The organism is Brevundimonas sp., from assembly GCF_046295775.1.
Taxonomy (GTDB): domain Bacteria; phylum Pseudomonadota; class Alphaproteobacteria; order Caulobacterales; family Caulobacteraceae; genus Brevundimonas.
Map to the genome: position 1 here is coordinate 75,308 of NZ_JBKBML010000002.1, position 20,805 is coordinate 96,112.

The 20,805-nt window shown below is 66.9% G+C and carries 21 protein-coding genes; 9 read left to right on the top strand and 12 right to left on the bottom strand.

The genetic code is table 11. The annotated features are described in order from the left end of the window. Positions 1–51: 51 nt before the first annotated feature. Together purM and purN are read left to right on the top strand one after the other, a co-directional pair. Positions 52–1,089 carry a phosphoribosylformylglycinamidine cyclo-ligase gene (gene purM, locus ACK4I0_RS01880; RefSeq protein ID WP_409607439.1) on the top strand — a complete coding sequence of 346 codons (1,038 nt, stop codon included), beginning with the start codon at positions 52–54 and terminating at the stop codon, positions 1,087–1,089. Next, positions 1,086–1,670 carry a phosphoribosylglycinamide formyltransferase gene (gene purN, locus ACK4I0_RS01885; RefSeq protein WP_409607441.1) on the top strand — a complete coding sequence of 195 codons (585 nt, stop codon included), beginning with the start codon at positions 1,086–1,088 and terminating at the stop codon, positions 1,668–1,670. The genes purM and purN overlap by 4 nt, the downstream gene beginning before the upstream one ends. A 52-nt stretch (positions 1,671–1,722) precedes the next feature. On the opposite strand, the gene ACK4I0_RS01890 is transcribed toward purN, so the two are convergent. Together ACK4I0_RS01890 and ndk are read right to left on the bottom strand one after the other, a co-directional pair. Next, positions 1,723–1,929, bottom strand: a complete 207-nt coding sequence (locus tag ACK4I0_RS01890; RefSeq protein WP_409607443.1) for a hypothetical protein — start codon at positions 1,927–1,929, stop codon at positions 1,723–1,725. 98 nt (positions 1,930–2,027) lie between these two features. After that, positions 2,028–2,447, bottom strand: coding sequence for a nucleoside-diphosphate kinase (ndk, locus tag ACK4I0_RS01895; protein ID WP_409607445.1), 420 nt, complete (start codon positions 2,445–2,447; stop codon positions 2,028–2,030). Positions 2,448–2,599: 152 nt separating this feature from the next. On the opposite strand from ndk, the gene ACK4I0_RS01900 reads away from it, so the two are divergent. Next, positions 2,600–4,483, top strand: coding sequence for an ABC-F family ATP-binding cassette domain-containing protein (locus ACK4I0_RS01900; protein WP_409607447.1), 1,884 nt, complete (start codon positions 2,600–2,602; stop codon positions 4,481–4,483). A gap of 285 nt (positions 4,484–4,768) precedes the next feature. Here ACK4I0_RS01900 and ACK4I0_RS01905 read toward each other — a convergent pair whose 3' ends face one another. From ACK4I0_RS01905 to ACK4I0_RS01920, 4 genes are read right to left on the bottom strand one after another with little or no spacing between them, the layout of a single operon-like run. Beyond that, positions 4,769–5,059, bottom strand: a complete 291-nt coding sequence (locus tag ACK4I0_RS01905; RefSeq protein ID WP_409607449.1) for an I78 family peptidase inhibitor — start codon at positions 5,057–5,059, stop codon at positions 4,769–4,771. A gap of 24 nt (positions 5,060–5,083) precedes the next feature. Beyond that, complete coding sequence (locus ACK4I0_RS01910) at positions 5,084–5,401, bottom strand: hypothetical protein (RefSeq protein WP_409607451.1); 318 nt, start codon at positions 5,399–5,401, stop codon at positions 5,084–5,086. Between the two features lie 11 nt (positions 5,402–5,412). Beyond that, a complete protein-coding gene (locus tag ACK4I0_RS01915; protein WP_409607453.1) occupies positions 5,413–5,883 on the bottom strand; it encodes a DNA polymerase III subunit chi in 471 nt (156 codons plus the stop codon). A gap of 7 nt (positions 5,884–5,890) precedes the next feature. After that, entirely contained in the window at positions 5,891–7,366 is a 1,476-nt protein-coding gene (locus tag ACK4I0_RS01920; protein WP_409607455.1) for a leucyl aminopeptidase, read from the bottom strand. 144 nt (positions 7,367–7,510) lie between these two features. Between ACK4I0_RS01920 and ACK4I0_RS01925 the strand changes: the two genes are divergently transcribed. From ACK4I0_RS01925 to rsmA, 6 genes are all read left to right on the top strand, one after another. Continuing rightward, positions 7,511–8,638 carry an LptF/LptG family permease gene (locus ACK4I0_RS01925; RefSeq protein WP_409607457.1) on the top strand — a complete coding sequence of 376 codons (1,128 nt, stop codon included), beginning with the start codon at positions 7,511–7,513 and terminating at the stop codon, positions 8,636–8,638. Beyond that, a complete protein-coding gene (gene lptG / locus ACK4I0_RS01930; RefSeq protein WP_409607459.1) occupies positions 8,635–9,753 on the top strand; it encodes an LPS export ABC transporter permease LptG in 1,119 nt (372 codons plus the stop codon). The genes ACK4I0_RS01925 and lptG overlap by 4 nt, the downstream gene beginning before the upstream one ends. 29 nt (positions 9,754–9,782) lie before the next feature. After that, entirely contained in the window at positions 9,783–12,185 is a 2,403-nt protein-coding gene (locus ACK4I0_RS01935) for an LPS-assembly protein LptD (protein ID WP_409607461.1), read from the top strand. A 90-nt stretch (positions 12,186–12,275) separates the two neighbouring features. Continuing rightward, positions 12,276–13,625, top strand: a complete 1,350-nt coding sequence (locus ACK4I0_RS01940; protein ID WP_409607462.1) for a peptidylprolyl isomerase — start codon at positions 12,276–12,278, stop codon at positions 13,623–13,625. Then, entirely contained in the window at positions 13,622–14,635 is a 1,014-nt protein-coding gene (pdxA, locus tag ACK4I0_RS01945; protein WP_409607464.1) for a 4-hydroxythreonine-4-phosphate dehydrogenase PdxA, read from the top strand. Before ACK4I0_RS01940 ends, pdxA begins: the two co-directional genes overlap by 4 nt. Continuing rightward, positions 14,632–15,444, top strand: coding sequence for a 16S rRNA (adenine(1518)-N(6)/adenine(1519)-N(6))-dimethyltransferase RsmA (gene rsmA / locus ACK4I0_RS01950; RefSeq protein ID WP_409607466.1), 813 nt, complete (start codon positions 14,632–14,634; stop codon positions 15,442–15,444). Before pdxA ends, rsmA begins: the two co-directional genes overlap by 4 nt. Here rsmA and ACK4I0_RS01955 read toward each other — a convergent pair. From ACK4I0_RS01955 to ACK4I0_RS01980, 6 genes are all read right to left on the bottom strand, one after another. Then, complete coding sequence (locus tag ACK4I0_RS01955) at positions 15,433–16,365, bottom strand: hypothetical protein (protein WP_409607468.1); 933 nt, start codon at positions 16,363–16,365, stop codon at positions 15,433–15,435. The genes rsmA and ACK4I0_RS01955 overlap by 12 nt on opposite strands. Before the next feature lie 78 nt (positions 16,366–16,443). Then, positions 16,444–17,085 (bottom strand): guanylate kinase, encoded by a 642-nt coding sequence (gene gmk / locus ACK4I0_RS01960; protein ID WP_409607470.1) that lies wholly within the window; start codon positions 17,083–17,085, stop codon positions 16,444–16,446. Continuing rightward, positions 17,075–17,959, bottom strand: a complete 885-nt coding sequence (locus tag ACK4I0_RS01965) for a YicC/YloC family endoribonuclease (protein WP_409607472.1) — start codon at positions 17,957–17,959, stop codon at positions 17,075–17,077. The genes gmk and ACK4I0_RS01965 overlap by 11 nt, the downstream gene beginning before the upstream one ends. Then, positions 17,956–19,146 (bottom strand): endolytic transglycosylase MltG, encoded by a 1,191-nt coding sequence (mltG, locus tag ACK4I0_RS01970; RefSeq protein ID WP_409607716.1) that lies wholly within the window; start codon positions 19,144–19,146, stop codon positions 17,956–17,958. The genes ACK4I0_RS01965 and mltG overlap by 4 nt, the downstream gene beginning before the upstream one ends. Continuing rightward, on the bottom strand, positions 19,143–20,423 hold the full coding sequence (fabF, locus tag ACK4I0_RS01975) for a beta-ketoacyl-ACP synthase II (protein WP_409607474.1): 1,281 nt from the start codon (positions 20,421–20,423) through the stop codon (positions 19,143–19,145). The genes mltG and fabF overlap by 4 nt, the downstream gene beginning before the upstream one ends. A gap of 109 nt (positions 20,424–20,532) precedes the next feature. Further along, positions 20,533–20,772: an acyl carrier protein gene (locus ACK4I0_RS01980; RefSeq protein ID WP_135064053.1), complete on the bottom strand. Its 240-nt coding sequence runs from the start codon at positions 20,770–20,772 to the stop codon at positions 20,533–20,535. Positions 20,773–20,805 lie beyond the last annotated feature (33 nt).

Consider the following 20,805-nt stretch of genomic DNA (forward strand, 5'->3'; position numbering starts at 1 on the left):
TGGCAAGAGCCGCGACATATTTCCGCCACCTGATTCAGGCCCGCGTGACCCATGAGCGACACTTCCGACCGGCTTAAGAACGGCCTGACCTACGCCGACGCAGGCGTGGACATCGACGCCGGGGACCGGCTGATCGACGCCATCAAGCCCTTGGCCAAGTCCACCCGCCGCCCCGGCGCGGACGCGGCGCTGGGCGGTTTCGGCGCCCTGTTCGACCTCAAGGCGGCCGGGTTCAAGGATCCGCTGATCGTCGCCACCACCGACGGCGTCGGCACCAAGCTGAAGATCGCCATCGAGACGGGCCGCCATGACGGCGTGGGCGTCGACCTCGTGGCCATGTGCGTCAACGACCTGCTGGCTCAAGGCGCCGAGCCCCTGCTGTTCCTAGACTACTACGCCACAGGCAAGCTCAGCGTGGACGACGCGCGCCGCGTCGTGGCCGGGATCGCCGAGGGCTGCGTCCAGGCCGGCTGCGCTCTGGTGGGCGGCGAGACCGCCGAGATGCCGGGCATGTACGGCGACGGCGATTACGACCTGGCCGGCTTCTCGCTGGGCGCCGTCGAGCGCGGCCACGCCCTGCCGTATCTGGATCGCCAGGCGGCCGGCGACATCATCATCGGCCTGGCCTCGTCGGGTCCGCACTCCAACGGCTATTCGCTGGTGCGCAAGATCGTGGAGGCCTCGAGCCTGGCCTGGGCGGACGACGCGCCCTTCGCCAAGGATCGCTCACTGGCTCAGGCGCTGATGGAGCCGACCCGCATCTATGTGAAGCCGGTCCTGCCGCTGATGAAGGCCGGACTGATCAAGGGGGCGGCCCACATCACCGGCGGCGGCCTGATCGAGAACCCGCCGCGCTGCATCGCCGAAGGCCTTGAGGCGACGTTTGACTGGAACGCCTGGCCGCTGCCGCATGTCTTCGAATGGCTGCAGCAGACCGGCGGCGTGTCGGATCACGAGATGCGCCGCACCTTCAACTGCGGCGTCGGCTTCATCCTGATCGTCGCGCCCGAGAACGCCGAGCCGGTTCTGGAGGCCCTGCTGAACGCCGGCGAGGCCGCCTTCGTCGTCGGTCAGCTTCAAGCTCAGTGACCCGGACCCGCGTCGCCGTCCTGATTTCCGGCGCGGGCTCCAACATGGCCGCGCTGATCGACGCCGGGCGGCGCGACGACGCCGCGTTCGAGGTCGTGCTCGTGGTGTCCAACCGTTCGGACGCCTCGGGGCTTGATATCGCCGCCGGCAAGGGTGTTGAGACCGTCGCCCTAAACCACGCTGACCACGGCCGGGATCGCGAGGCGCATGAGCGCGCCATAGACGCCGTGCTGGCCGGGCGCGATATCCAGGTGGTGGCCCTAGCGGGCTATATGCGGCTGCTGACGCCCTGGCTGGTCGGTCGCTGGGCCGGGCGAATGGTCAATATCCACCCCAGCCTTCTGCCGCTGTATCCGGGCCTCGACACCCATGCCCGCGCCATCGCGGCGGGCGACAAGGAGGCGGGCGCCACCGTTCACCTTGTGACCGAAGGCGTCGACGAAGGGCCGGTCCTGGCCCAGGCCCGAGTCCCGATCCTGCTCGGCGACAACGCCTCAGCGCTCCAAGAGCGGGTCAAGGTGGCCGAGCACCAGCTTTATCCCGCCGCTCTGAACGCCTTCTGCGGTCGGTTGCAGGCATAGAAAAAGCCCCGGAGATCGCTCTCCGGGGCCAATCCGTGTTTTCTCTAAACGCTTAGCGCGGACGCGGCGTCGTCGCGGCGCCGGCCACGCCGCCGATCGCGGCGCCGGCAACAGTCGAACCGGTGTCGCCGCCCAGCACTTGGCCGGCGACAGCGCCGCCGAGAGCGCCGGTGGCGGCGCGCTGTTCCATCGTGGTGCCGCAGGCGCCCAGAAGGCCCGTGACAGCAACGATCGGGGCCAGTTTGACGATCATCTTCATAACGAAATCTCCGAATGGTGATGGGACTTGCGATGAAAACGAAACGACCCGCATCCGGTTCCGGACACGGGTCGTTATAGCAACGCTATCTGGATAGCTTAGCCGACGATCTGGTCGTCGGTGAAGAACTGCGCGATCTCGATCTTGGCGTTGTCCTGGCTGTCCGAGCCGTGGACCGAGTTTTCGCCGATCGAAAGGGCGAACAGCTTGCGGATCGTGCCTTCGGCGGCCTGTTCCGGGTTGGTGGCGCCCATGACTTCACGGTAGGCGGCCACGGCATTCTCGCCTTCCAGCACCTGCACGACAACCGGCTCGGCGGTCATCTGCTCGACCAGCTCGCCGTAGAACGGGCGCTCAGCGTGGACTTCGTAGAACTTCTTGGCCTGGTCGGTGGTCAGTTTGACGCGGCGTTGAGCGACAATGCGCAGGCCGGCGTCTTCGATCACGGCGTTGATCTTGCCGGTCAGGTTGCGGCGCGTGGCGTCGGGCTTGATGATCGAGAAGGTGCGTTCGGTCATGGGAGACTTCTGTATTTCGGGGATTGAAGGGTGAATCTTCGAAGGTGGGGGCTTATAGACGCGGCCTCCCCGGTTTCCAACCGCCTCACATTTTCGCCTCTATCGCTCACTGCGCGGCAGTTCGCTGCCTGAGAGGCACCCGAGTTCAAGCCATGCTGCAGATCACCGACCTGACCTTCAACGCCTGGGGCCGCAAGTTCCTGGAGGACGCCTCCGTCAGCCTGCCGCCGGGGGCCAAGGTCGGCCTGGTCGGCCGCAACGGCATCGGCAAGTCGACCCTGTTCAAGCTGATCCTGGGCGAACTGGCGGCCGGCGGCGACGAGATCAGCCTGCCCAAGACCGCGCGCATCGCTTCGGTCGATCAGGAACACCCGGCCACGCCTGTCAGCGTGCTGGAGACCATCCTGGAAGCCGACGTCGAGCGCCACACCCTGCTGAACCGGCTGGAAACCGCCGAGCCCGAGGAGATGGGTGAGATCTGGACCCGGCTGATCGAGATCGACGCCGACGCCGCCCCCGCCCGCGCGGCCGAAATCCTGGTCGGCCTGGGCTTCAGCCAGGAGAACCAGCAGCGGCCGATGTCGGAATATTCCGGCGGCTGGCGCATGCGCGTGGCGCTCGCCGCCGCCCTATTCGCCGAGCCGGACATGCTGCTGCTGGACGAGCCGACCAACTATCTCGACCTGGAAGGCGCCCTGTGGCTGGAAGCGCGGCTGAAGAAATACCCGCACACTGCCCTGATCATCTCCCACGACCGCGAGATGCTGAATGAGGTCTGCACCCACATCCTGCACCTCGCGAACCACAACCTGACGCTCTACACCGGCAACTACGACGCCTTTGAAAAGGCCCGCGCCGAAAAAGCCCGGCTGCAGCTGTCGGCCAAGGCCAAGCAGGACGCCGAGCGCGCCCACCTTCAGGCCTTCGTGGATCGCTTCAAGGCCAAGGCATCCAAGGCCGCGCAGGCGCAGTCGCGCATGAAGCGTCTGGCCAAGATGGAGCCGGTATCGACCACCATCGAGGAACGGGTCGCCCCCTTCATCCTGCCCTCGCCGCCCCGCCCGCTGGCGCCGCCGCTGATCCGGCTTGAGAGAGCCAACGTCGGCTATGAGACCGGCAAGCCGATCCTGCGCAATCTGAACCTGCGCATGGACCTGGACGACCGGATCGGCCTGCTGGGCGTCAACGGCGCGGGCAAGTCGACCTTCGCCAAGATGATCGCCGGCGCGCTGGACGTGTCCGACGGCGAGCTGCATCGCGACCGCAAGATGAAGGTCGGCTGGTTCCACCAGCACCAGATCGAAGCGATGGACCCCACGGACACGCCGCTGGAGATCATCCGCCGCGCCATGCCGGACGCGTCGGAAAGCAGCCGCCGGTCCAAGCTGGCGCAGTGGGGCCTGGGCTATGAGAAGCAGGAGACCACCGTCGCCTCCCTGTCCGGCGGCGAGCGCGCGCGCCTGCTGCTGAACCAGGTGGCCATGGATGCGCCGCACATCCTGATCCTGGACGAACCGACCAACCACCTGGACATCGACAGCCGCCGGGCCCTGCTGGACGCGCTGAACGACTATTCCGGCGCCGTCATCCTGATCACCCATGACCGGTCGCTGATGGAGATGGTGGCCGACCGTCTGTGGCTGGCCGCCGATGGCACGGTGAAGCCCTATGAGGGCGACATGGACGACTACGCCAAGTTCGTGCTCGACCGCGCCAAGGCTGCGGCCGTGAAGCCCAGTCAGATCAAGGAAGAGACGGCGGCTTCCGCGCCCGCACCCGCCAAGGGCAAGAAGGCCGAGAAGCGCTCGGGGCCCTCGCCCTCCACGCTGCGCCACGCGGTCAAGAAGGCGGAAGAACGGATGAGCCAGCTGACGGCCGAGATCGCCCGCATTGATGACGACATGGCCAACGCCTCGGTCAACAATCCCAAGGCGCTGGAAGGCCTGACCCGCGCCCGCGCCAAGACCCAATCCGACCTCGACGCCGCCGAAACCGCCTGGGTGGCCGCAGAAGAAGCTTTGGCCGAGGTGTCCTGAATGGCGCTTAGCCGCAGTCGACGGATCGAATAACGCCCGTGGCCTGATCGAATCTGACATTCAGCCGGTCGGGTCGATAGTCACGTGTCGTCGGACAGGTCGTGCACACAACGCGGACATCTGCATCCTGAACGAAGGTGACCGCGCCCACATGGCTGCCGATCAGCCCGCGCCCAGCCGTCGCGGCGTCGCATTGCTGGGGACCAGGCGTCTCCGCGGGTTCAGGCATGGGCGTCGGTGCGCAGGCCGCCACGGCCAGCCCCCCGATCAGGCCCGCGACCCCAATCAGCCGCACTTCACTTCCCGGATCACGCCCGTGCGCTCTTCGAACAGGATGTTCAGGCGGCTGGGGTTGTAGTCCATGGTCACCGGGCAGGTGGTGCAGGTCACGCGCCAGGTCTCGTTGGCGGGCTTGGCCGGCAGCTCGGACCGGTTGCGGCCGATCCAGCTTTGATACTGGCTCGCCTTGCACTGCTGCGCATCGCCACCGGCGTCGATGATTTCAGGCTCGGTCGGCATCGGCGCGCAGGCCGCCATCGCGAACAGGCCCAGGCCGGCGATCAGGGGGGTTTTCATGGCGTCTCTCTCCTATGTGAGGCGTCAGCCGCAGCGAACCTGCTCGACCACGCCGGTCTCCCGGTCGAAGAAGATGTTCACCCGATAGGGCGAAAATTCCTCGGTCACCGGACAAGCGGTGCAGACCACCCGCCGATTGACCACGTCCACCGGAACGGGGATGTCGGTCCTAGGTTTCCCGACCAGCCACTGAAGCTCGCCCGCCTTGCACAGATCGGCGTCCATCTGGGGCATGCGCGTGCCTACCGGCTGGCTCTGGCGCGCCTGCTCGACCGCGACGGGCGCGGCCACCGGAGCCGAGGGCGGCGGGGTGGAGCACCCGGCCAGCAGAACCGCGCACAAGCCGGCTCCGATCAGGCCGCCTTTTGCCAGCGCCCGTCCGCGTCCTGCTTCCAGTAGGCCAGGTTTTCGCCCGCGTCCTTGAGCGCCTTCCAGCGCGTGCGAGCTACGGCTGTAGCCGCCTCGTCCCGTCCGTCGAACAATATGAAGCATCGCGAATACCCTTGCGTCGGCCCAAGCTCTGACCCGTCGACGATGAACAGCGCTTGAGCGCCGTTCAGGTTCTCGCCCGATTCGCTGAGCAGGATGGGTTGCCGGGCCGGATGTGGCTCGTCCGACAGACCGTGCGCGAGGAAAGAGTCCTGTCGCCAGGCCCACAGCCGTTCGTCGATATCGTCCAGCCGCCGCCGGTCGGACGCCTTGATCAGCGCCCGCCAGCCGCGTTCGATCGTCTTGTCCAGCAACCCCGGCAGCACCTCGTCCAGCGACGACCGCTCTAGATGGTAGAACCAGATTTCAGTGGTCACGCCATCAGCCGGGGCCATGGATCGATCAGCCTTCGTACTTGTCTGCCACCATGCGGTCGAGCAGGCGGACGCCCCAGCCGACGGCGCCGTCCGGCACGATCGGGTTCTTGGAGTCCTTGACCCAGGCGGTGGGCGCGATGTCGATGTGGGCCCACGGCACGCCGTTGGTGAAGCGCTGCAGGAACAGGGCGGCGGTGATCGAGCCGCCGGCGCGGCCGTTGCCCATGTTCTTCACATCGGCGATCGGGCTGTCGATGTGGCGGTCGTACTCGGCCGGGATCGGCATGCGCCAGACCTTCTCGCCGACCTTGGGACCGGCGTCCAGAATGCCCGCAGCCACGGCGTCGTCATTGGAGAAGACACCCGCATACTCCATGCCCAGCGAGATGATCATGGCGCCCGTCAGGGTGGCCAGATCGATCATGAACTTCGGCTTGAAGCGGTCCTGCGTGTACCAAAGCGCATCAGCCAGCACGAGGCGGCCCTCGGCGTCGGTGTTCAGCACCTCGATGGTCTGGCCCGACATGGATTTGACCACGTCGCCGGGGCGCTGGGCGCGGCCGTCGGGCATGTTTTCGACCAGGCCCAGGACGCCGACGGCGTTCACCTTGGCCTTGCGGCCGACCAGGGCGTGCATGAGGCCGGCCACGGCGGCGGCGCCACCCATGTCCCACTTCATCTCCTCCATGCCGTCGGCCGGCTTCAGGCTGATGCCGCCGGTGTCGAAGCAGACGCCCTTGCCGACGAAGGCGATGGGGGCGTCGCCCTCATTGCCGCCGTTCCACTGGATCACGGCCAGCTGGCTTTCGCGCTCAGAGCCCATGCCGACGGCCAGCAGGGTGTGCATGCCCAGCTTTTCCATCTCGGCTTCGCCCAGGATCTCGACCTTGGCGCCCATGGCCTCCAGCGTCTTGACGCGTTTGGCGAACTCGGCCGGGTACAGGATGTTGGCCGGCTCGGCGACCAGATCGCGCGAGAACAGCACGGCGTCGGCCACGGCCGACAGCGGCTCGAATGCGGCTTGGGCCGCGCGGATGTCGGAGGTCACGACCTGGACCGTCGTCACCGACGGAATTTTCTCGGGCTTCTGCTTGGTCAGGTATTTGTCGAAGCGATAGGCGGCCAGACGCGCGGCGAAGCCGGCGCGCGCGCCCTGTTCCGGCGTCAGATGCGCCGCGTCGATCGCCAGGGTTTCGGCCCCCGACAGCTTGACCGCGTGATAGGCGTGGCCGGCGGCGGCTTCGACCGCGGCGTCATCCAGCTTGCCCGCGTCGCCCGCGCCGACCAGCAGGATCGAGCTGGCCTCCACGCCTTGCGGCGCAGCGACGATCAGAGTCGAGCCCGACGCGCCCTTGAAGCGGCCGGCGCCCATCGCCTTGGTCAGGGCGCCGCCCGAGGCCTGGTCCAGCGAAGAACCCGCGCCGGTCAGCTGACGCTCGGAATGAACCAGAACGGCGAGAACGTCGGCCGCGCCGGACTGGGCGATGAATTCGATCTTCATGGGAAACTCGATACTCCGGCCGGGTTAGCGCCCGGTCTTGGGGTCAAACTGAACGGCGACGCCGGCTTGTCTCGCCGCCGCCTCGATGTGCTACTAGATGCGCTTCTGAACCGCCGCCTGCAACCGGGCGATTTCCGACCGCCCATGACCCTGATTCAAGGCTATCTTTTTCGCCAGATCCTGATGCCCGCGCTCGCGGCCTGCGCCGCGCTGGCCGGAATCGGGATTCTGAGCCAGAGCCTGGACCAGCTCGAGATCATCGTCGAACGCGGTCAGAGCGTCTGGGTGATGATCAAGCTGACGCTTCTGGCGACGCCTCAGCTGATCGCCGTGATCCTGCCGATCGGCCTGTTTGTCGGCGCGCTGATCGCACTCACCCGGCTTCAGCGCGAACAGGAGCTGACCGCCGCCTTCGCCAGCGGCATGACGCGGTGGTCGGTCATCTCGCCGGCCATGCGCATCTCCGTCATGTTTGCATTGGCCTCGCTGGCGATGAACCTGTTCGTCCAGCCTTGGGCCCAGCGCCAGGCAAGAGCGGAAGCCTTCGCCATCCGCACCGACCTGGCCGCTCTGCTGGTCGAGGAAGGCCAGTTCGTCCAAGGCCCGAACGGCCTGACGGTCTATGTTCAGGACATCGAGCAGAACGGGCTGATGAAGAACCTCTTCATCTACCTCAACGATGATGGTGCGGTACGCACTTGGAGCGCGTCCGAGGCCCGCTTCGGCCGGATCGGGGGCGAGCCCGTGCTCACCATGATCGACGCGTCAATGCAGGAGTATTCCTCACGCGGGGTGTTGAACTACCTGTCTTTCGATCGATTCCCGTTTGAACTCGGCCCGTATGTGCCCGAGGACCAACGCATCCGGTACAAGCCGTCGGACCTGTATCTGACACAACTGCTTAGCCCTTCCCCGGCGGTTCTGGAGCAGGCGGGTTCGAGAGGCGAGCTGCTGGCCGAGGCCCACTCACGCCTGTCGTCGCCGCTGTACGCCTTGGCCGCCATGGCCATGGCGCTGGCGGCCATACTCGGCGGGGCGTTCTCGCGCACCGGCTATACGCTGCGTATCGCCAAGGCCGCCGGCGCCTTTCTCGCGCTGCGCATTGTCGGCTACGGCCTGGTCGCGGCCAGCGCCTGGAACGGCTGGGTCAATGTTTTGCAGTATCTGGTTCCGGCCCTGGCGACGGCCTTTGCGCTGCGGCTGCTGTTTCGCGCCCTGAAGCCTCGCCGCCGTCGCTCGCGGGTCGGCGCACTGCGCGTGAGGCCGACATGAGCGCGCTTGCCGTCATGCGCCTCGGGCGCATCGAACGCTACGTTCTGACCCAGCAGATCAAATCGCTGGCGGTGGCGCTGGGCGTGATCGCCTCGCTGATCATGCTGATCGACTTCGTGGAGATCTCACGCGGCGTGGGATCCAACGTCGATCTGCCGCTCTATCGCATCTTCGGCCTGATGCTGATCAAGTCGCCCAGCGTCATCCTTCAGCTTCTGCCGTTCGTCTTCCTCTTCGGCACCCTGGGAGCATTCGTTTCGCTGAACCGACGCAGCGAGCTGATCGCCATGCGCGCGGCCGGCGTCTCGGCCTGGAGGTTCACCCTGCCGGCGGCTGGGCTCGCCTTCCTGTTCGGTGTGCTGACGGTGACCGTGCTGGGGCCGATGGCGGCGGCGGGCGACGGCGTCTGGCAGCGCGAGCGGGCAAGACTGTCGGGCGGCGCTCCGACAGCCGAGGCGTCGCAGGACGCTGTCTGGCTGCGAGAAGGCGACGACCAGCGCCAGATGATCATCAGGGCCGAGCGCCAGGATCCCGCCAACGCGAGGCTCCAAGACGTCACCTTCTTCATCTACAACACCAATCCCGATGGCCGGCGCGAGTTCAGCGAGCGGATCGACGCGGCCACGGCCTCGCTTTCCGCGGGGCGCTGGCGCCTGACCGAGGCCGAGGGCGCCCTGATCGGACAGCGCGCGGTCCAGTACGCCACTCTGGACCTGCTCTCGAACCTGGACGACGACGAGGTATTCGAACGCTTCGCCCGACCGCAGTCCACACCCTTCTGGTCACTGCCGAACCAGATACAGCGGATCGAGAACGCCGGCTTCGCCTCCACCGCCTATCGGCTCAGGCTCCAGCAGCTTCTGGCCACGCCGCTGGTATTTGCAGCCATGTCGATACTGGCGGCCGCATTCTCTTTGAGGCTGATGCGGCTGGGCGATCTGGCGCGCATGAGCGTGTCGGCCGTGGTGCTAGGCTTCGCCTTCTTCTTCCTGAACCAGTTCTCCTCGGCCATGGGGTCGGCCGAGGTGGTGCCGCCCGTCGTCGCGGCCTGGCTGCCGCCGTTGCTGACGGCGCTCGCCGCCTTCACCTTGCTGTTCTATACCGAAGACGGCTAAGCGGCCCGGCCGCACTCTACGGATGACTCATGCCGGCTGACCGCTCTCGTTCGCTCCGTCTCAAGGCCGGCCTGATGGCGGGCGCGGCTGCGCTCGCCTTGTGCGCAACCGGGGCCGAGGCCCAGCAGACCCAGCCCGTGCCGGTGACCCAGCCGGGCGCCGATGGCGTGCCGCCGGGCGCTGTCTATATCGACGCCGGTGAGGCCACGCGCCAGGGCGACATCGTCACCGCCCGGGGCGATGACGGTCAGCGGGTTTTCTCGCGCTACCGCGACCATACTCTGCGCGCCGAAGAGGTGACCTATGACCTCGGCCAGGGCGTCGCTTCGGCCCTGGGGCAGGTCGAGCTGATCACGCCGGAGCAGGCGATCATCTACGCTTCGCGGTTGGAGCTCGACGCCGACCTGCGCGCCGGCGTCGCGGTCGATTTCGCCACCCGGCTGGAAGACGGATCCAGCCTGATGGCCGCGACCGCCGTGCGTCGTTCTGAAAATGTGCAGGAGCTGAACTACGCGATCTTCACCCCCTGCCCCATCTGCGACGTCAACGGGCCCAAGACGCCCAGCATCTCGATCCAGGCGGAGAAGGTTGTCCAGGATGAGGCGTTGCGCGCCATTCTGTATCGCAACGCCGTCTTCAAGCTGGGCGGCGTGCCGGTGCTTTATCTGCCGGTGTTCGCCCATCCGGATCCCACGGTGGAGCGCGCGTCGGGCTTCCTGATCCCGATCATCAACTATGATGACGGCCGCGGATTATCGGTGGAGACACCTTATCTTCGCGTCATCTCGCCATCGCAGGACGTGCTGATCAGCCCGCAGATCAATACGCGCGTCGCCCCTCTGCTGAACCTGCAATGGCGCCGACGATTCGCCGACGGCACGGTGGTCGCGCGCGGCGGTTACACCTACGAACGCAACTTCGGCGATTTCGACCTGGACGGCGACGGCGCCGCTGAGAGCAGCGTCAAATTCGGGCCGCGCGAGAACCGAAGCTACGTCCTGTCATCGGGCCGTTTCGATCCCGAGGGGCCTTGGCGTTGGGGCTTCACGGCCGAGCGGACGTCAGACAAGACGCTGTTCGACCGCTATGACGTCCGCGATCCCTATCAGGACAACGGCCTCTACTACGGCGACAGCCGCCGGCTGATCACTCAGTTGTACGCCGAACGCCAGACTCGCCGGTCGTATCTCTCGGTCGCAGCCTTCACGCTGCAGAGCCTGCGGGTTTCGCAGTTCGACCCAGTGACGCCGGCGCTGAACATTTTCGAGGACGACAGCACCCTGCCCGTTGTGGCCCCGCTCATCGAAGCGCGGTGGGAGCCGGAAAGCCCCGTTCTGGGCGGTCGGCTGCGGCTCAGGGGATCAGCCGTGTCGCTGAGCCGTGACGCATATGTCGGTGCGCCGATCCTGCGCCCCGAACTCATCCCCGCCGATCCTGCTGGATTAGGCGGCGTCGAGAGCCGCCGGATAACGGGTCAACTCGACTGGCGGCGCGTTCTGACCTCGCCGATCGGACTGCGCTGGGAGCCCTTCGTGGATGCGCGGCTGGACGGCTATGCGATCGATGACCTGCCGCCCTTCATGGGTGAGGATGACGCCACGTTGACTCGCGGTCGCGCCAGCGTCGGCGTCGATGTGTCCTATCCGCTCTACCGGCCCGTTGGCGACGGCGACCTGATCGTCGAGCCGATGGCGCAGCTCTCCGCCTCGACGCGCGCCGACCTGGATCCCCGAATTCCGAACGAGGACAGCCAGACGCTCGAACTGGACCAGTATTCGCTGTTTCGGATGGATCGCTTCCCCGGCTACGACCTGCTGGAGGGCGGCCTGCGCTTCACCGCCGGCGCCCGAGCCTCGCTTCGCTGGGATGAGGGACGCTCGGTCAGCCTGTTCGTGGGACGCAGCTATCGCGCTGACCGTGCTCCCGAGTTTCAGGCGGCGATCCCTGACGACCCCTCGCGCATCTACGATCCATCGGGTTTGGCGTCGCGCACTTCCGACTGGGTCGTTCAGGGTGAGTTCTCGCCATCGGACCGCATCAGAGGCTGGGGCCACGCCACCATCGACGGAAATGGCGACATCCGTCGCGCCGAGGCGTCCGTCGACGGCCGCTGGGGTCGTCGCAATCTGGCGTCGCTCAGCTACATCGTCGATCGCTCCAACCCGGTCGATGGGCCGCTGAATCGCAACTACGAGTTCGTGCAACTGGCCGCCCAGCAGTTCGTCTATGGCCACTGGGGTGTCAGCGTCGCGGGCATCGCGGATCTGGAACAGGACATCATCACCCGACAGGAAGTCGGCCTGGTGTTCGACGACGACTGCTTCCGCATCGAGGTGGGTTATCGCCGTGACAATACGCGTGTGCGCCCCACCGGTCCCTCGGACGGCATCTATCTGCGCCTAAACCTCGCCACTTTCGGCGGTACACGCTAAGGACAGACAGTTTGCTCTCCCAGAGAGCGCTTTCGCGACCGCCCCTTCCAGACGGCGAGGCGCCAAGGCTTTGAGGAATCAGGACGAACCATGGGTCTGAAGCGTTACACGGCAGGCGTCGCCATCGCCGCGATTCTGGCCGCCAACCCGGCCTTGGCCCAGACAGCGCCTCCTGCGGCTCAACCCGCTCCGGCCGCCGGGACGGTGAACCCGGCCGCCGAAGACGCGCCCATCGCAGCGCGTCGATCCCAATTTCAACTGGCTGACGGCATTGTCGCCACCGTCAATGACCGCATCATCACCGGCTATGACCTGCGCCAGCGCATGATGGTGATCATCGCCATGACGCAGGTCCAGCCGACTGACGAGAATATCCAGGCGATCCAGCAGCAGGCCCTGACCGATCTCATCGAAGAGCGGCTTCAGGCGGCCGAGATCACGCGCTATCCGACGCTCGTCATCAGCGACGAAGACGTCGAAGGCGAGATCGCCGGCATGGCGCGGGAGGCGGGCGCCACCCCGCAGAACTATCTCGCCTTGCTTCAGCAGAGCGGAATCGCGATCGCCCCGTTCCGCGAGCAACTACGCACGTCGATCGGATGGCGTGAACTGGTCGGCGGCCGCTTCGGTTCGCGCGCCCGGGTCAGCCGCTCCCAGGTCGAGGCCGCCCAGCGTCAGATCGCCGAGGCGGCGGCCAAGCCGCAGTATCTGATCGGTGAAATCTTCATCGACGCCGCGCGCGCGGGCGGCCAGCAGGCGGCGCTGAACGGCGCTCAGCAGCTGATTCAGCAGATACTGCAGGGCGCGCCCTTCCAGGCCGTGGCCAGGCAGTTCTCCTCAGCCCCCTCAGCCGCGGCCCAGGTGCCGGGCGACGCCGGCTGGATCGTCCAAGGCACAGTTCAACCCGCCCTTCAGCAGGCTTTCGACGCCCTGGAGCCCGGCCAACTCTCCAATCCGATCCCGGTCGAGGGCGGCGTCTACATCGTCTACATGCGTGACAAGCGATCGGGCGCCGACACCAATCTGGTCCAACTCCGCCAGGCGATGGTCGAACTGCCAGAAACGGCATCTGACGCCGACGTAGCCGCCGCGACCGAACGCCTGAATGCGCTGCGTCCGCAACTGACCTGCGACAACATCCTGACGCGCACGCGCTCGGAAGCCGGCCTTCTGGGTTCCGATCTGGGCGAAGCCGATGTTCAGAACCTGGCCCCGCAGTTCCAACAAGTCGCCCGCTCAGCTGAGGTCGGGAGCATTTCGACGCCCGTCAGGACCCCACTGGGCCTGCATGTGCTGGCCGTCTGCGGCCGCCGCTCGGGCGGACCGGACGCGCCGACGTTCCAACAGGTCGAGAACCGACTGCGCAACCAGGCGCTGGTCATGATGGAGCGCCGCTACATGCGCGATCTGCGCGCCGACTCGCTGATCGAGATCAAGTGACCGCGGCGGCCGCGTCCCGGCCGCCGCTCGTCCTGACGCTGGGCGAACCGGCCGGCGTCGGTCCCGAGATCGTGGTCAAGGCCTGGCGTGCGCTAGCCGCCGCTGGCCCCGCCTTCGCCGTGCTGGGCGACGCCGAAGTGCTGAAGGCGAGCGGAGCGCCGGTTCGTCAGATCATGTCTGCGCCCGAGGCCGGAAACGCCTTCGGCGAAGCTCTGCCCGTTATTCACCGCCCACTGCCGACGATCGCCAAGCCCGGCGCGCCCGATCCGGCCAATGCGCCCGTGGTGGCGGACTGGATCGAGGAGGCCGTCGGCCTGGCCCTGAGCGGCGAGGCCTCGGGCGTCGTCACAGCACCCATCGCAAAGGCGCCGCTGTACGCGGCGGGCTTTCGCTTTCCAGGCCATACTGAATTCATCGCCGAACTGACCGCCGACGCGCCCTTCGCCGGGGTTCGTGGACCCGTGATGATGTTGACGGCAAAAGACTTGCGCGCCTGTCTGGTGACCATACACGTGGCTCTGGATCAGGTTGCCGAACTGGTCACGCATGAGAGGGTCGTGCGTGTTGCGCGCGTCGTCCATGACGCCCTGAAGCGCGACTTCGGCATCACACGGCCCCGCCTCGCCTTGGCCGCATTGAACCCTCATGCGGGCGAGAGCGGCTCCATCGGCCTGCAGGAGGTCGAGGTGCTGCGTCCCGCTGCAGAGGCCCTTCGCGCCGAGGGGATCGACATCTCCGATCCGCGGCCTGCCGACACAATGTTCCACGACGAGGCGCGCGCCGGCTATGACGCCGCCATCTGCCTGTATCATGACCAGGCCCTGATCCCGGTCAAGACGCTGGACTTCTGGGGTGGGGTGAACGCCACCCTGGGCCTGCCGATCGTGCGCACCTCGCCCGATCACGGCGTCGGCTTCGACATCGCCGGACAGGGCGTCGCTCGCCCCGACAGCCTGATCGCCGCCATCCGCCTGGCCGATCAGATGGCCGAGGCGCGCGCCACAAGATGACAGCCCTGCCCTCCCTGCGCGAAACGCTGGATGCTCATGGCCTGATGGCCAAGAAGAGCTTCGGCCAGCACTTCCTTCTGGACCTGAACGTCACGCGCAAGATCGTTCGCCTGGCCGGCCCCTTCGACGGCCGCGCGGTCATCGAAGTCGGCCCTGGTCCGGGCGGCCTGACGCGCGCGCTTATGGAAAGCGACGCCGGCCGGGTGATCCTGGTGGAGAAGGACCCGCGCTTCATCCCCCTGCTGTCGGAACTTGACGACGGATCAGGCCGACTGACGATCGTGGAAGGCGACGCCCTGCACGTGCAGGAGGCTGCTTTGGTGACCGGCCCGACGCATCTCGTGTCAAACCTGCCCTACAATGTCGGCACGCCGTTGCTGATAAAGTGGCTGACCGGCCCGTGGCGTCCGCACGCCCTGACCCTGATGTTCCAGAAGGAGGTCGCCGAGCGCATCGTGGCCCAACCGGGTCAGTCCGCCTACGGCCGCCTAGCCGTCATCGCCCAGACCGTGGCCGAGGCGCGCCTGGCGATGCATCTGCCGGCTGCCGCCTTCACCCCGCCGCCCAAGGTGGCCTCAGCGGTGGTGCATCTTGTTCCGCGCAGCGACGTGCCTGAGCCCTCCGTTTTGAAACGGCTTGAGCAAGTCACAGCCGCAGCCTTCGGCCAGCGTCGAAAGATGCTGAGATCCAGCTTGAAATCATTGGGCGGGGCCGACCTGTGCGACCGGGCCGGCATAGACCCGGATGCGCGGGCGGAAACGGTCGATCCAGCAGGCTTCGTACGCCTGGCCGAGGCTTCAATCCTCTAGGGCGGCGCCGTCGCGTCTGCCAGCAGTGCGCCGCTCACGCTCCAATGACGCCGCCATGGCGCCAGCCTGGTGGCCAGGTCGCACATGGCTCGCATCAAGGCCGTACAAGGCAGCCAGGTAGCCTCGGTCCCACTCGGTAAGGCCCGTCACTGAGGCGGTATCTTCAAAGACGTTCAAGACGGTGTTGAAGCCGCTGACGTCTCCTTGTGGATCGACCTGCGCCAGCGCGATCAAGGACACATAGTCCGCCAGTTGTTCTAGAGTGATGTCGTCCAGCTTGGTCACATCGACCACGATGACCACCCGAGCGAGATAATCCACGACTTGAGAGCGGAGCCGAGATGCGCTGGATGTGGCGATCTGCGGCGCGTTCTCTTCACCCGGCAGGCGGATCGCGGCCTGGCCCGAGTGAGTGTCCATGGGGATGCTGACATGCCACCATCTGACGGGCGCATCTCCCTCTTGGATCTTTCTCAAGGCCGCTCTACTGCGGGTCATGGCCCCGATCCCGGTATGAAAAGCGTTGGGTCGAGTATTCACCCAATCTCGGGTCAAGCCTGCGCCATCGTCCGTTCCCACGATAATGACCGACGGTCGGCAACCCGGCTCTCCGGCATCCAGCCCCAAGGCACGCGCTTCGTCAGAGACCTTGTCAGCCAAATATTGGCCCACATCGCTTCGAAAATTGACGACGCCCACGCAAAGGCTGGCGCGCCATCGCGCTAGCCCCCGACCAGCCCCGGCGGGCGCGGCGACCTCCCCCACAAAGTTGTCGACCAGAGCGCGCAGCCGCTGCCCAGTGACCACAACGTCCTCGATTTCAGTGACAGGATCATCCGATGAGGCTTGTTGAGCCTGAGCCTGAATCGTCGGCATCGGCGAAATAGTCAGAACGGCGGCGAAAACGAGCGACGAAAACACGGTGGAACCCCTTCAATCTTGGCGCAGCGATATCAGCCGGCGTCAGACGTTTCACCTTAAGGTCTTGTCACCTTGACCCTAGACCGCCTCCGCCAGCAACGCGTCCCTGTAGTCCGCGACCCACAGGTTGCGATGCAGGCGGCTGCGTTCGGCGTGATAGATGTGCGCCAGCTCGGCGTAGGACCGATCGAAGTCGTCGTTGACGAACACGTAGTCGAATATTTCGCAGTGCTCGATCTCGCCCTTGGCGTTCTGGATGCGGCGCTCGATCACCTCTTCGGCGTCCTGCGAACGCGTCACCAGACGGCGACGCAGCTCCTCCAGGCTCGGCGGCAGGATGAAGACGCGGACGGCGTCTTCGGGGCATTTCTCGGCGATGTCGCGCGCGCCCTGCCAGTCGATGTCGAACAGCACGTCGCGCCCTTCGGCCAGCGCCTTGTCGATCGGCGCGCGGGGGCTGCCGTAGCGATGACCGTGGACGTCGGCCCATTCCAGGAAAGCGTCCTGATCGATCAGGGTCTGGAACTCGGTGTCCGACACGAAATGATAGTCACGCCCCGCGACCTCGCCCGGCCGAATGTCGCGCGTGGTCATCGAGATCGACAGCTCCAGCCCGCCGTGGTCGGCCATCAGGCGCCGGCATAGGCTGGTCTTGCCCGCGCCCGAAGGGCTGGCGACGATCAGCAGGACGCCGCGACGGGGCGTGCGCTCATTCGACATTCTGAACCTGTTCTCGCAACTGTTCGATCACGGCCTTCAGCTCCAGGCCGATTCCGGTGAGCGCGGTCGTAGCCGATTTCGAGCAGAGGGTGTTCGCCTCCCTCATGAATTCCTGCATCAGGAAGTCGAGTTTTCGTCCGGCGGGGGGCTGGCGCAACAGATCGCGGGCCGAGGCGACATGGGCGGTCAGTCGATCCAGCTCTTCGCGCACGTCCGCCTTGGCGGCCAAGGCGGCGGCTTCCAGGAAAACCCGCTCGTCCAGACCCGGCGCATCCGGCGCGATCTCGGCCATGCGGCGAGCGAATCGCTCGCGGATCGCCTCGACCTGGGCGGCCGCCTCGCTCTCGGCCTGGGCGGTCAGGCGTTCGATGGCGTCGATGAAGCCCGTAACGACCGGCGTCAGTCGTGCGCCCTCATCATCGCGCGAGGCTTTCAAGGCGTCGAGCGCCTGCTCCAGGGTGACGGCCATGGCGGCTTCGACGGTGCCGCGCGCCTCGGCGTCATCGGCCTCGTCTTCGCTGACCTCCAGCACGCCGCGCAGCGACAGCAGGCCGTCTGCGGACGGCGGCGTCGCCCCGCGCTCGGCCAGATCCTCGGCCAGCGCCAGATAGCGGTCCAGCACCTCGCGGTTGACCCGAGCTTCCGCGCCGGAGGCCGCGCGCTTGGCCTGGATGTTGACGGTGACCTGGCCGCGATTCAGCTTGGCCTGACCTGCGGTCTTGGCCGTGCGCTCGAGGGTGTCGAAACCGGGCGGACCGCGAAATCGCACCTCCAGGCCGCGCCCGTTCACCGAGCGCGCCTCGACCGTCCAGCTCCAGTCGCCCAGCGCGCCGTCGGCGCGGCCGAAACCCGTCATGCCCGAGATGGCGCTCATCGTGCAGCCGCCGGGTTGACGGTAATCACGGCCTGTCCTGGCGGCGGAGAGCCGGCCTCGGCGTCGGCGCCCGAAGCGTTCGGCACGCCGGGCACGGCGCCCTCGACCGCAGGCGGCGGCGCATCGGCGGGCAGACCCGCCTTCTGCCGCTCGATGGCGCGCCAGCGGGCCACATTGGCCAGATGTTCGGCATAGGTGCGGGCGAAGGCGTGGCCGCCGGTGCCGTCCGCCACGAAGAACAGATCGTCGGTACGCAGCGGGTTCAGCACCGCCTTCAGCGCCTCCTCGCCCGGATTGGCGATGGCCGTGCGCGGCAGGCCGTCGATGCGATAGGTGTTCCAGGGCGTCGTCGCCTGCAGCTCCGACAGGCGGATGCCGCGGCCCAGCGGCCGGCCCTGCGTAATGCCGTAGACGATGGTCGGATCGCTCTCCAGGCGCATGCCCTGGCGCAGTCGGTTGGTGAAGACGCCGGCCACGCGGGGCCGTTCGGCGGCGACTGCCGTTTCCTTCTCGACCACGGAGGCCAGGATGACGGCTTCCTCAGGCGTGCGCACGATGGTGTCGCCCGAGCGCTCGGCCCACAGGGCGGCCAGCCGGTCGTCGCGCGCGCGCTTCATCCGGGCGATCACCGAGGCGCGCGTGTCGCCGCGCATGACTTCATAGGTCTCGGGCCACAGGCTCCCCTCGGGCGGCGTTTGGACTTCGCCGGTCAGGACCTCGTTGCGCATCAGGATGTCGACGGCCTGGGCCGAGGACCAGCCTTCGGGCAGGGTCACGTAGTGGCGCACCACCTTGCCCTCGACCAGCAGGTTGACGACCGTGGCCAGCGAGGCGCGGGACGGCACTTCATACTCACCGGCCCGCAGGCGGCGGTCCGCTCCGGTCAGGCTGACGGCCACGCGGAACATATCGGCCGAGCGGATCACGCCTGACTGTTTCAGCCGCGCCCCGATCGCCGCCACGCCCGAGCCGCTGGGCAGGGCGACCACGGTCTGTTCGCCGTCGCGCGCCGCCGGTCCGGGGCCGAAATACAGGAACAGCACCGCGATCAGGGCGACCAGCGCCAGCACACCCAGCGTGCCTGCTGCGGTCAGCCAGGCCACCGGCGCCTCCTTGCGTCCACGACCCCGCCGCGGCGGGACGGGGGCTCGGACGACGGGCTTGCGGGGGCGGCCGGCCAAGCTCAGTTCGCCTTCTGGAAGATGACGCAGGCGTTGGTACCGCCGAAACCGAAGCTGTTGGACATGGCCGCATCGATCTTCATCGGCTGCCCCTTGTCCTTGACCATGTTCAGCGCCGTTTCCTGTTCGGGATTATCCAGGTTGATGGTCGGCGGCGCGATCTGGTCTCGCAGCGCCAGCACGCAGAACACGGCCTCGACGGCACCAGCGGCCCCCAGCAGGTGGCCGATCATGGACTTGGTCGAGCTCAGCGCCACGTTCGGCGCATGATCGCCCATCAGCCGCTCGATCGCCTTGGCCTCGATCCAGTCGGCCATGGTCGAGGTGCCGTGGGCGTTGACGTAGTCGATGTCCGAGGGCTCGAGCCCGGCGCGCTTCAGCGCCATCTGCATGGCCCGATAGCCGCCTTCCCCGTCCTCGGAGGGTGCGGTGATGTGATAGGCGTCGCCCGACAGGCCATAGCCCGTCAGTTCGGCGTAAATCCTGGCCCCCCGCGCCTTGGCGTGCTCGTACTCTTCCAGAACCATGATGCCGGCGCCCTCGCCCATCACGAAGCCGGCGTGATCCTTGTCATAGGGCCGACTGGCCTTTTCGGGCGTTTCGTTGAAGGCGGTGCACAGGGCCTTGCAGGCCAGGAAGCCGGCGATGCCGATCGGCACGATCGAGCTTTCCGCACCGCCCGCCACCATGACGTCGGCGTCGCCATAGGCGATCAACCGCGCCGCGTCGCCTATGGCGTGGGCACCCGTCGCGCAGGCCGTGACGACGGAGTGGTTCGGCCCCTTGAGGCCGTGACGGATCGAAATCTGGCCCGACGCCAGATTGATCAGCGCCGAGGGGATGAAGAAGGGGCTGACGCGGCGCGGGCCCTGTTCCTTCAGGATGGTGGCCGTGTCGGCAATGGGCCCCAGCCCGCCGATGCCGGCGCCGACCATGACGCCCGTGCGCTCCTTGTCCTCGTCGCTCTCGGGCTTCCAGCCCGCGTCGGCCAGCGCCTCGTCTGCGGCGGCGACGGCGTAGACGATGAAGTCATCGACCCGCTTGCGGTCCTTTGGCGACATGACCTTGTCGGGATCGAACACGCCCGGTTGGTCCGGCGCGCCGCCGCCCCGGCCATCGACGGACGGGATTTCGCCCGCGATGGTGCAGCCATAGCCCTCGGTGTCGAAGTTGGTGATCGGCCCGATGCCGGACCGGCCGTCCAGTATGGCCTTCCAGTTGTGATCAACGCCCCAGCCCAAAGGGGTCAGAAGGCCGAGGCCCGTTACGACGACGCGGCGCATGTCCCGCTCCTTGGCTCCACCAGAATCATAGGCCGCAAACGATAATGGCCGCCGGACGCGCCCGCTAGGCGCATCCGACGGCCATCGAAACCCTTGCGGGGTAAGGCGATCAGCCCGCCGACTTCTCGTCGATGAACTTTACCGCGTCGCCGACCGTCTGGATGTGCTCGGCGGCGTCGTCGGGGATCTCGATATTGAACTCTTCTTCGAAGGCCATCACCAGCTCGACGTTGTCGAGCGAGTCAGCGCCCAGGTCGTCGATGAAGCTGGCCTTTTCCGTGACCTTGTCCGGATCGGCGTCCAGGTGGTCGATGACGATCTTGCGGACGCGTTCGAGCGTGTCGGACATCAGTGTCTTGCCTTCTGTATCGCCGCGTCGCGG

Bases quoted from the DNA above. Each gene is read 5' to 3' on its own strand.
- ACK4I0_RS01920 (WP_409607455.1), bottom strand. From the start codon at position 7,366: ATGAAGATCGAATTCATCGCCCAGTCCGGCGCGGCCGACGTTCTCGCC.
- lptG (WP_409607459.1), top strand. From the start codon at position 8,635: ATGAGCGCGCTTGCCGTCATGCGCCTCGGGCGCATCGAACGCTACGTT.
- purM (WP_409607439.1), top strand. From the start codon at position 52: ATGAGCGACACTTCCGACCGGCTTAAGAACGGCCTGACCTACGCCGAC.
- ACK4I0_RS01925 (WP_409607457.1), top strand. From the start codon at position 7,511: ATGACCCTGATTCAAGGCTATCTTTTTCGCCAGATCCTGATGCCCGCG.
- ACK4I0_RS01980 (WP_135064053.1), bottom strand. From the start codon at position 20,772: ATGTCCGACACGCTCGAACGCGTCCGCAAGATCGTCATCGACCACCTG.
- ACK4I0_RS01915 (WP_409607453.1), bottom strand. From the start codon at position 5,883: ATGGCCCCGGCTGATGGCGTGACCACTGAAATCTGGTTCTACCATCTA.
- ACK4I0_RS01900 (WP_409607447.1), top strand. From the start codon at position 2,600: ATGCTGCAGATCACCGACCTGACCTTCAACGCCTGGGGCCGCAAGTTC.
- rsmA (WP_409607466.1), top strand. From the start codon at position 14,632: ATGACAGCCCTGCCCTCCCTGCGCGAAACGCTGGATGCTCATGGCCTG.
- ACK4I0_RS01965 (WP_409607472.1), bottom strand. From the start codon at position 17,959: ATGAGCGCCATCTCGGGCATGACGGGTTTCGGCCGCGCCGACGGCGCG.
- ACK4I0_RS01890 (WP_409607443.1), bottom strand. From the start codon at position 1,929: ATGAAGATGATCGTCAAACTGGCCCCGATCGTTGCTGTCACGGGCCTT.
- ndk (WP_409607445.1), bottom strand. From the start codon at position 2,447: ATGACCGAACGCACCTTCTCGATCATCAAGCCCGACGCCACGCGCCGC.
- ACK4I0_RS01935 (WP_409607461.1), top strand. From the start codon at position 9,783: ATGCCGGCTGACCGCTCTCGTTCGCTCCGTCTCAAGGCCGGCCTGATG.
- ACK4I0_RS01905 (WP_409607449.1), bottom strand. From the start codon at position 5,059: ATGAAAACCCCCCTGATCGCCGGCCTGGGCCTGTTCGCGATGGCGGCC.
- gmk (WP_409607470.1), bottom strand. From the start codon at position 17,085: ATGTCGAATGAGCGCACGCCCCGTCGCGGCGTCCTGCTGATCGTCGCC.
- fabF (WP_409607474.1), bottom strand. From the start codon at position 20,423: ATGCGCCGCGTCGTCGTAACGGGCCTCGGCCTTCTGACCCCTTTGGGC.
- ACK4I0_RS01940 (WP_409607462.1), top strand. From the start codon at position 12,276: ATGGGTCTGAAGCGTTACACGGCAGGCGTCGCCATCGCCGCGATTCTG.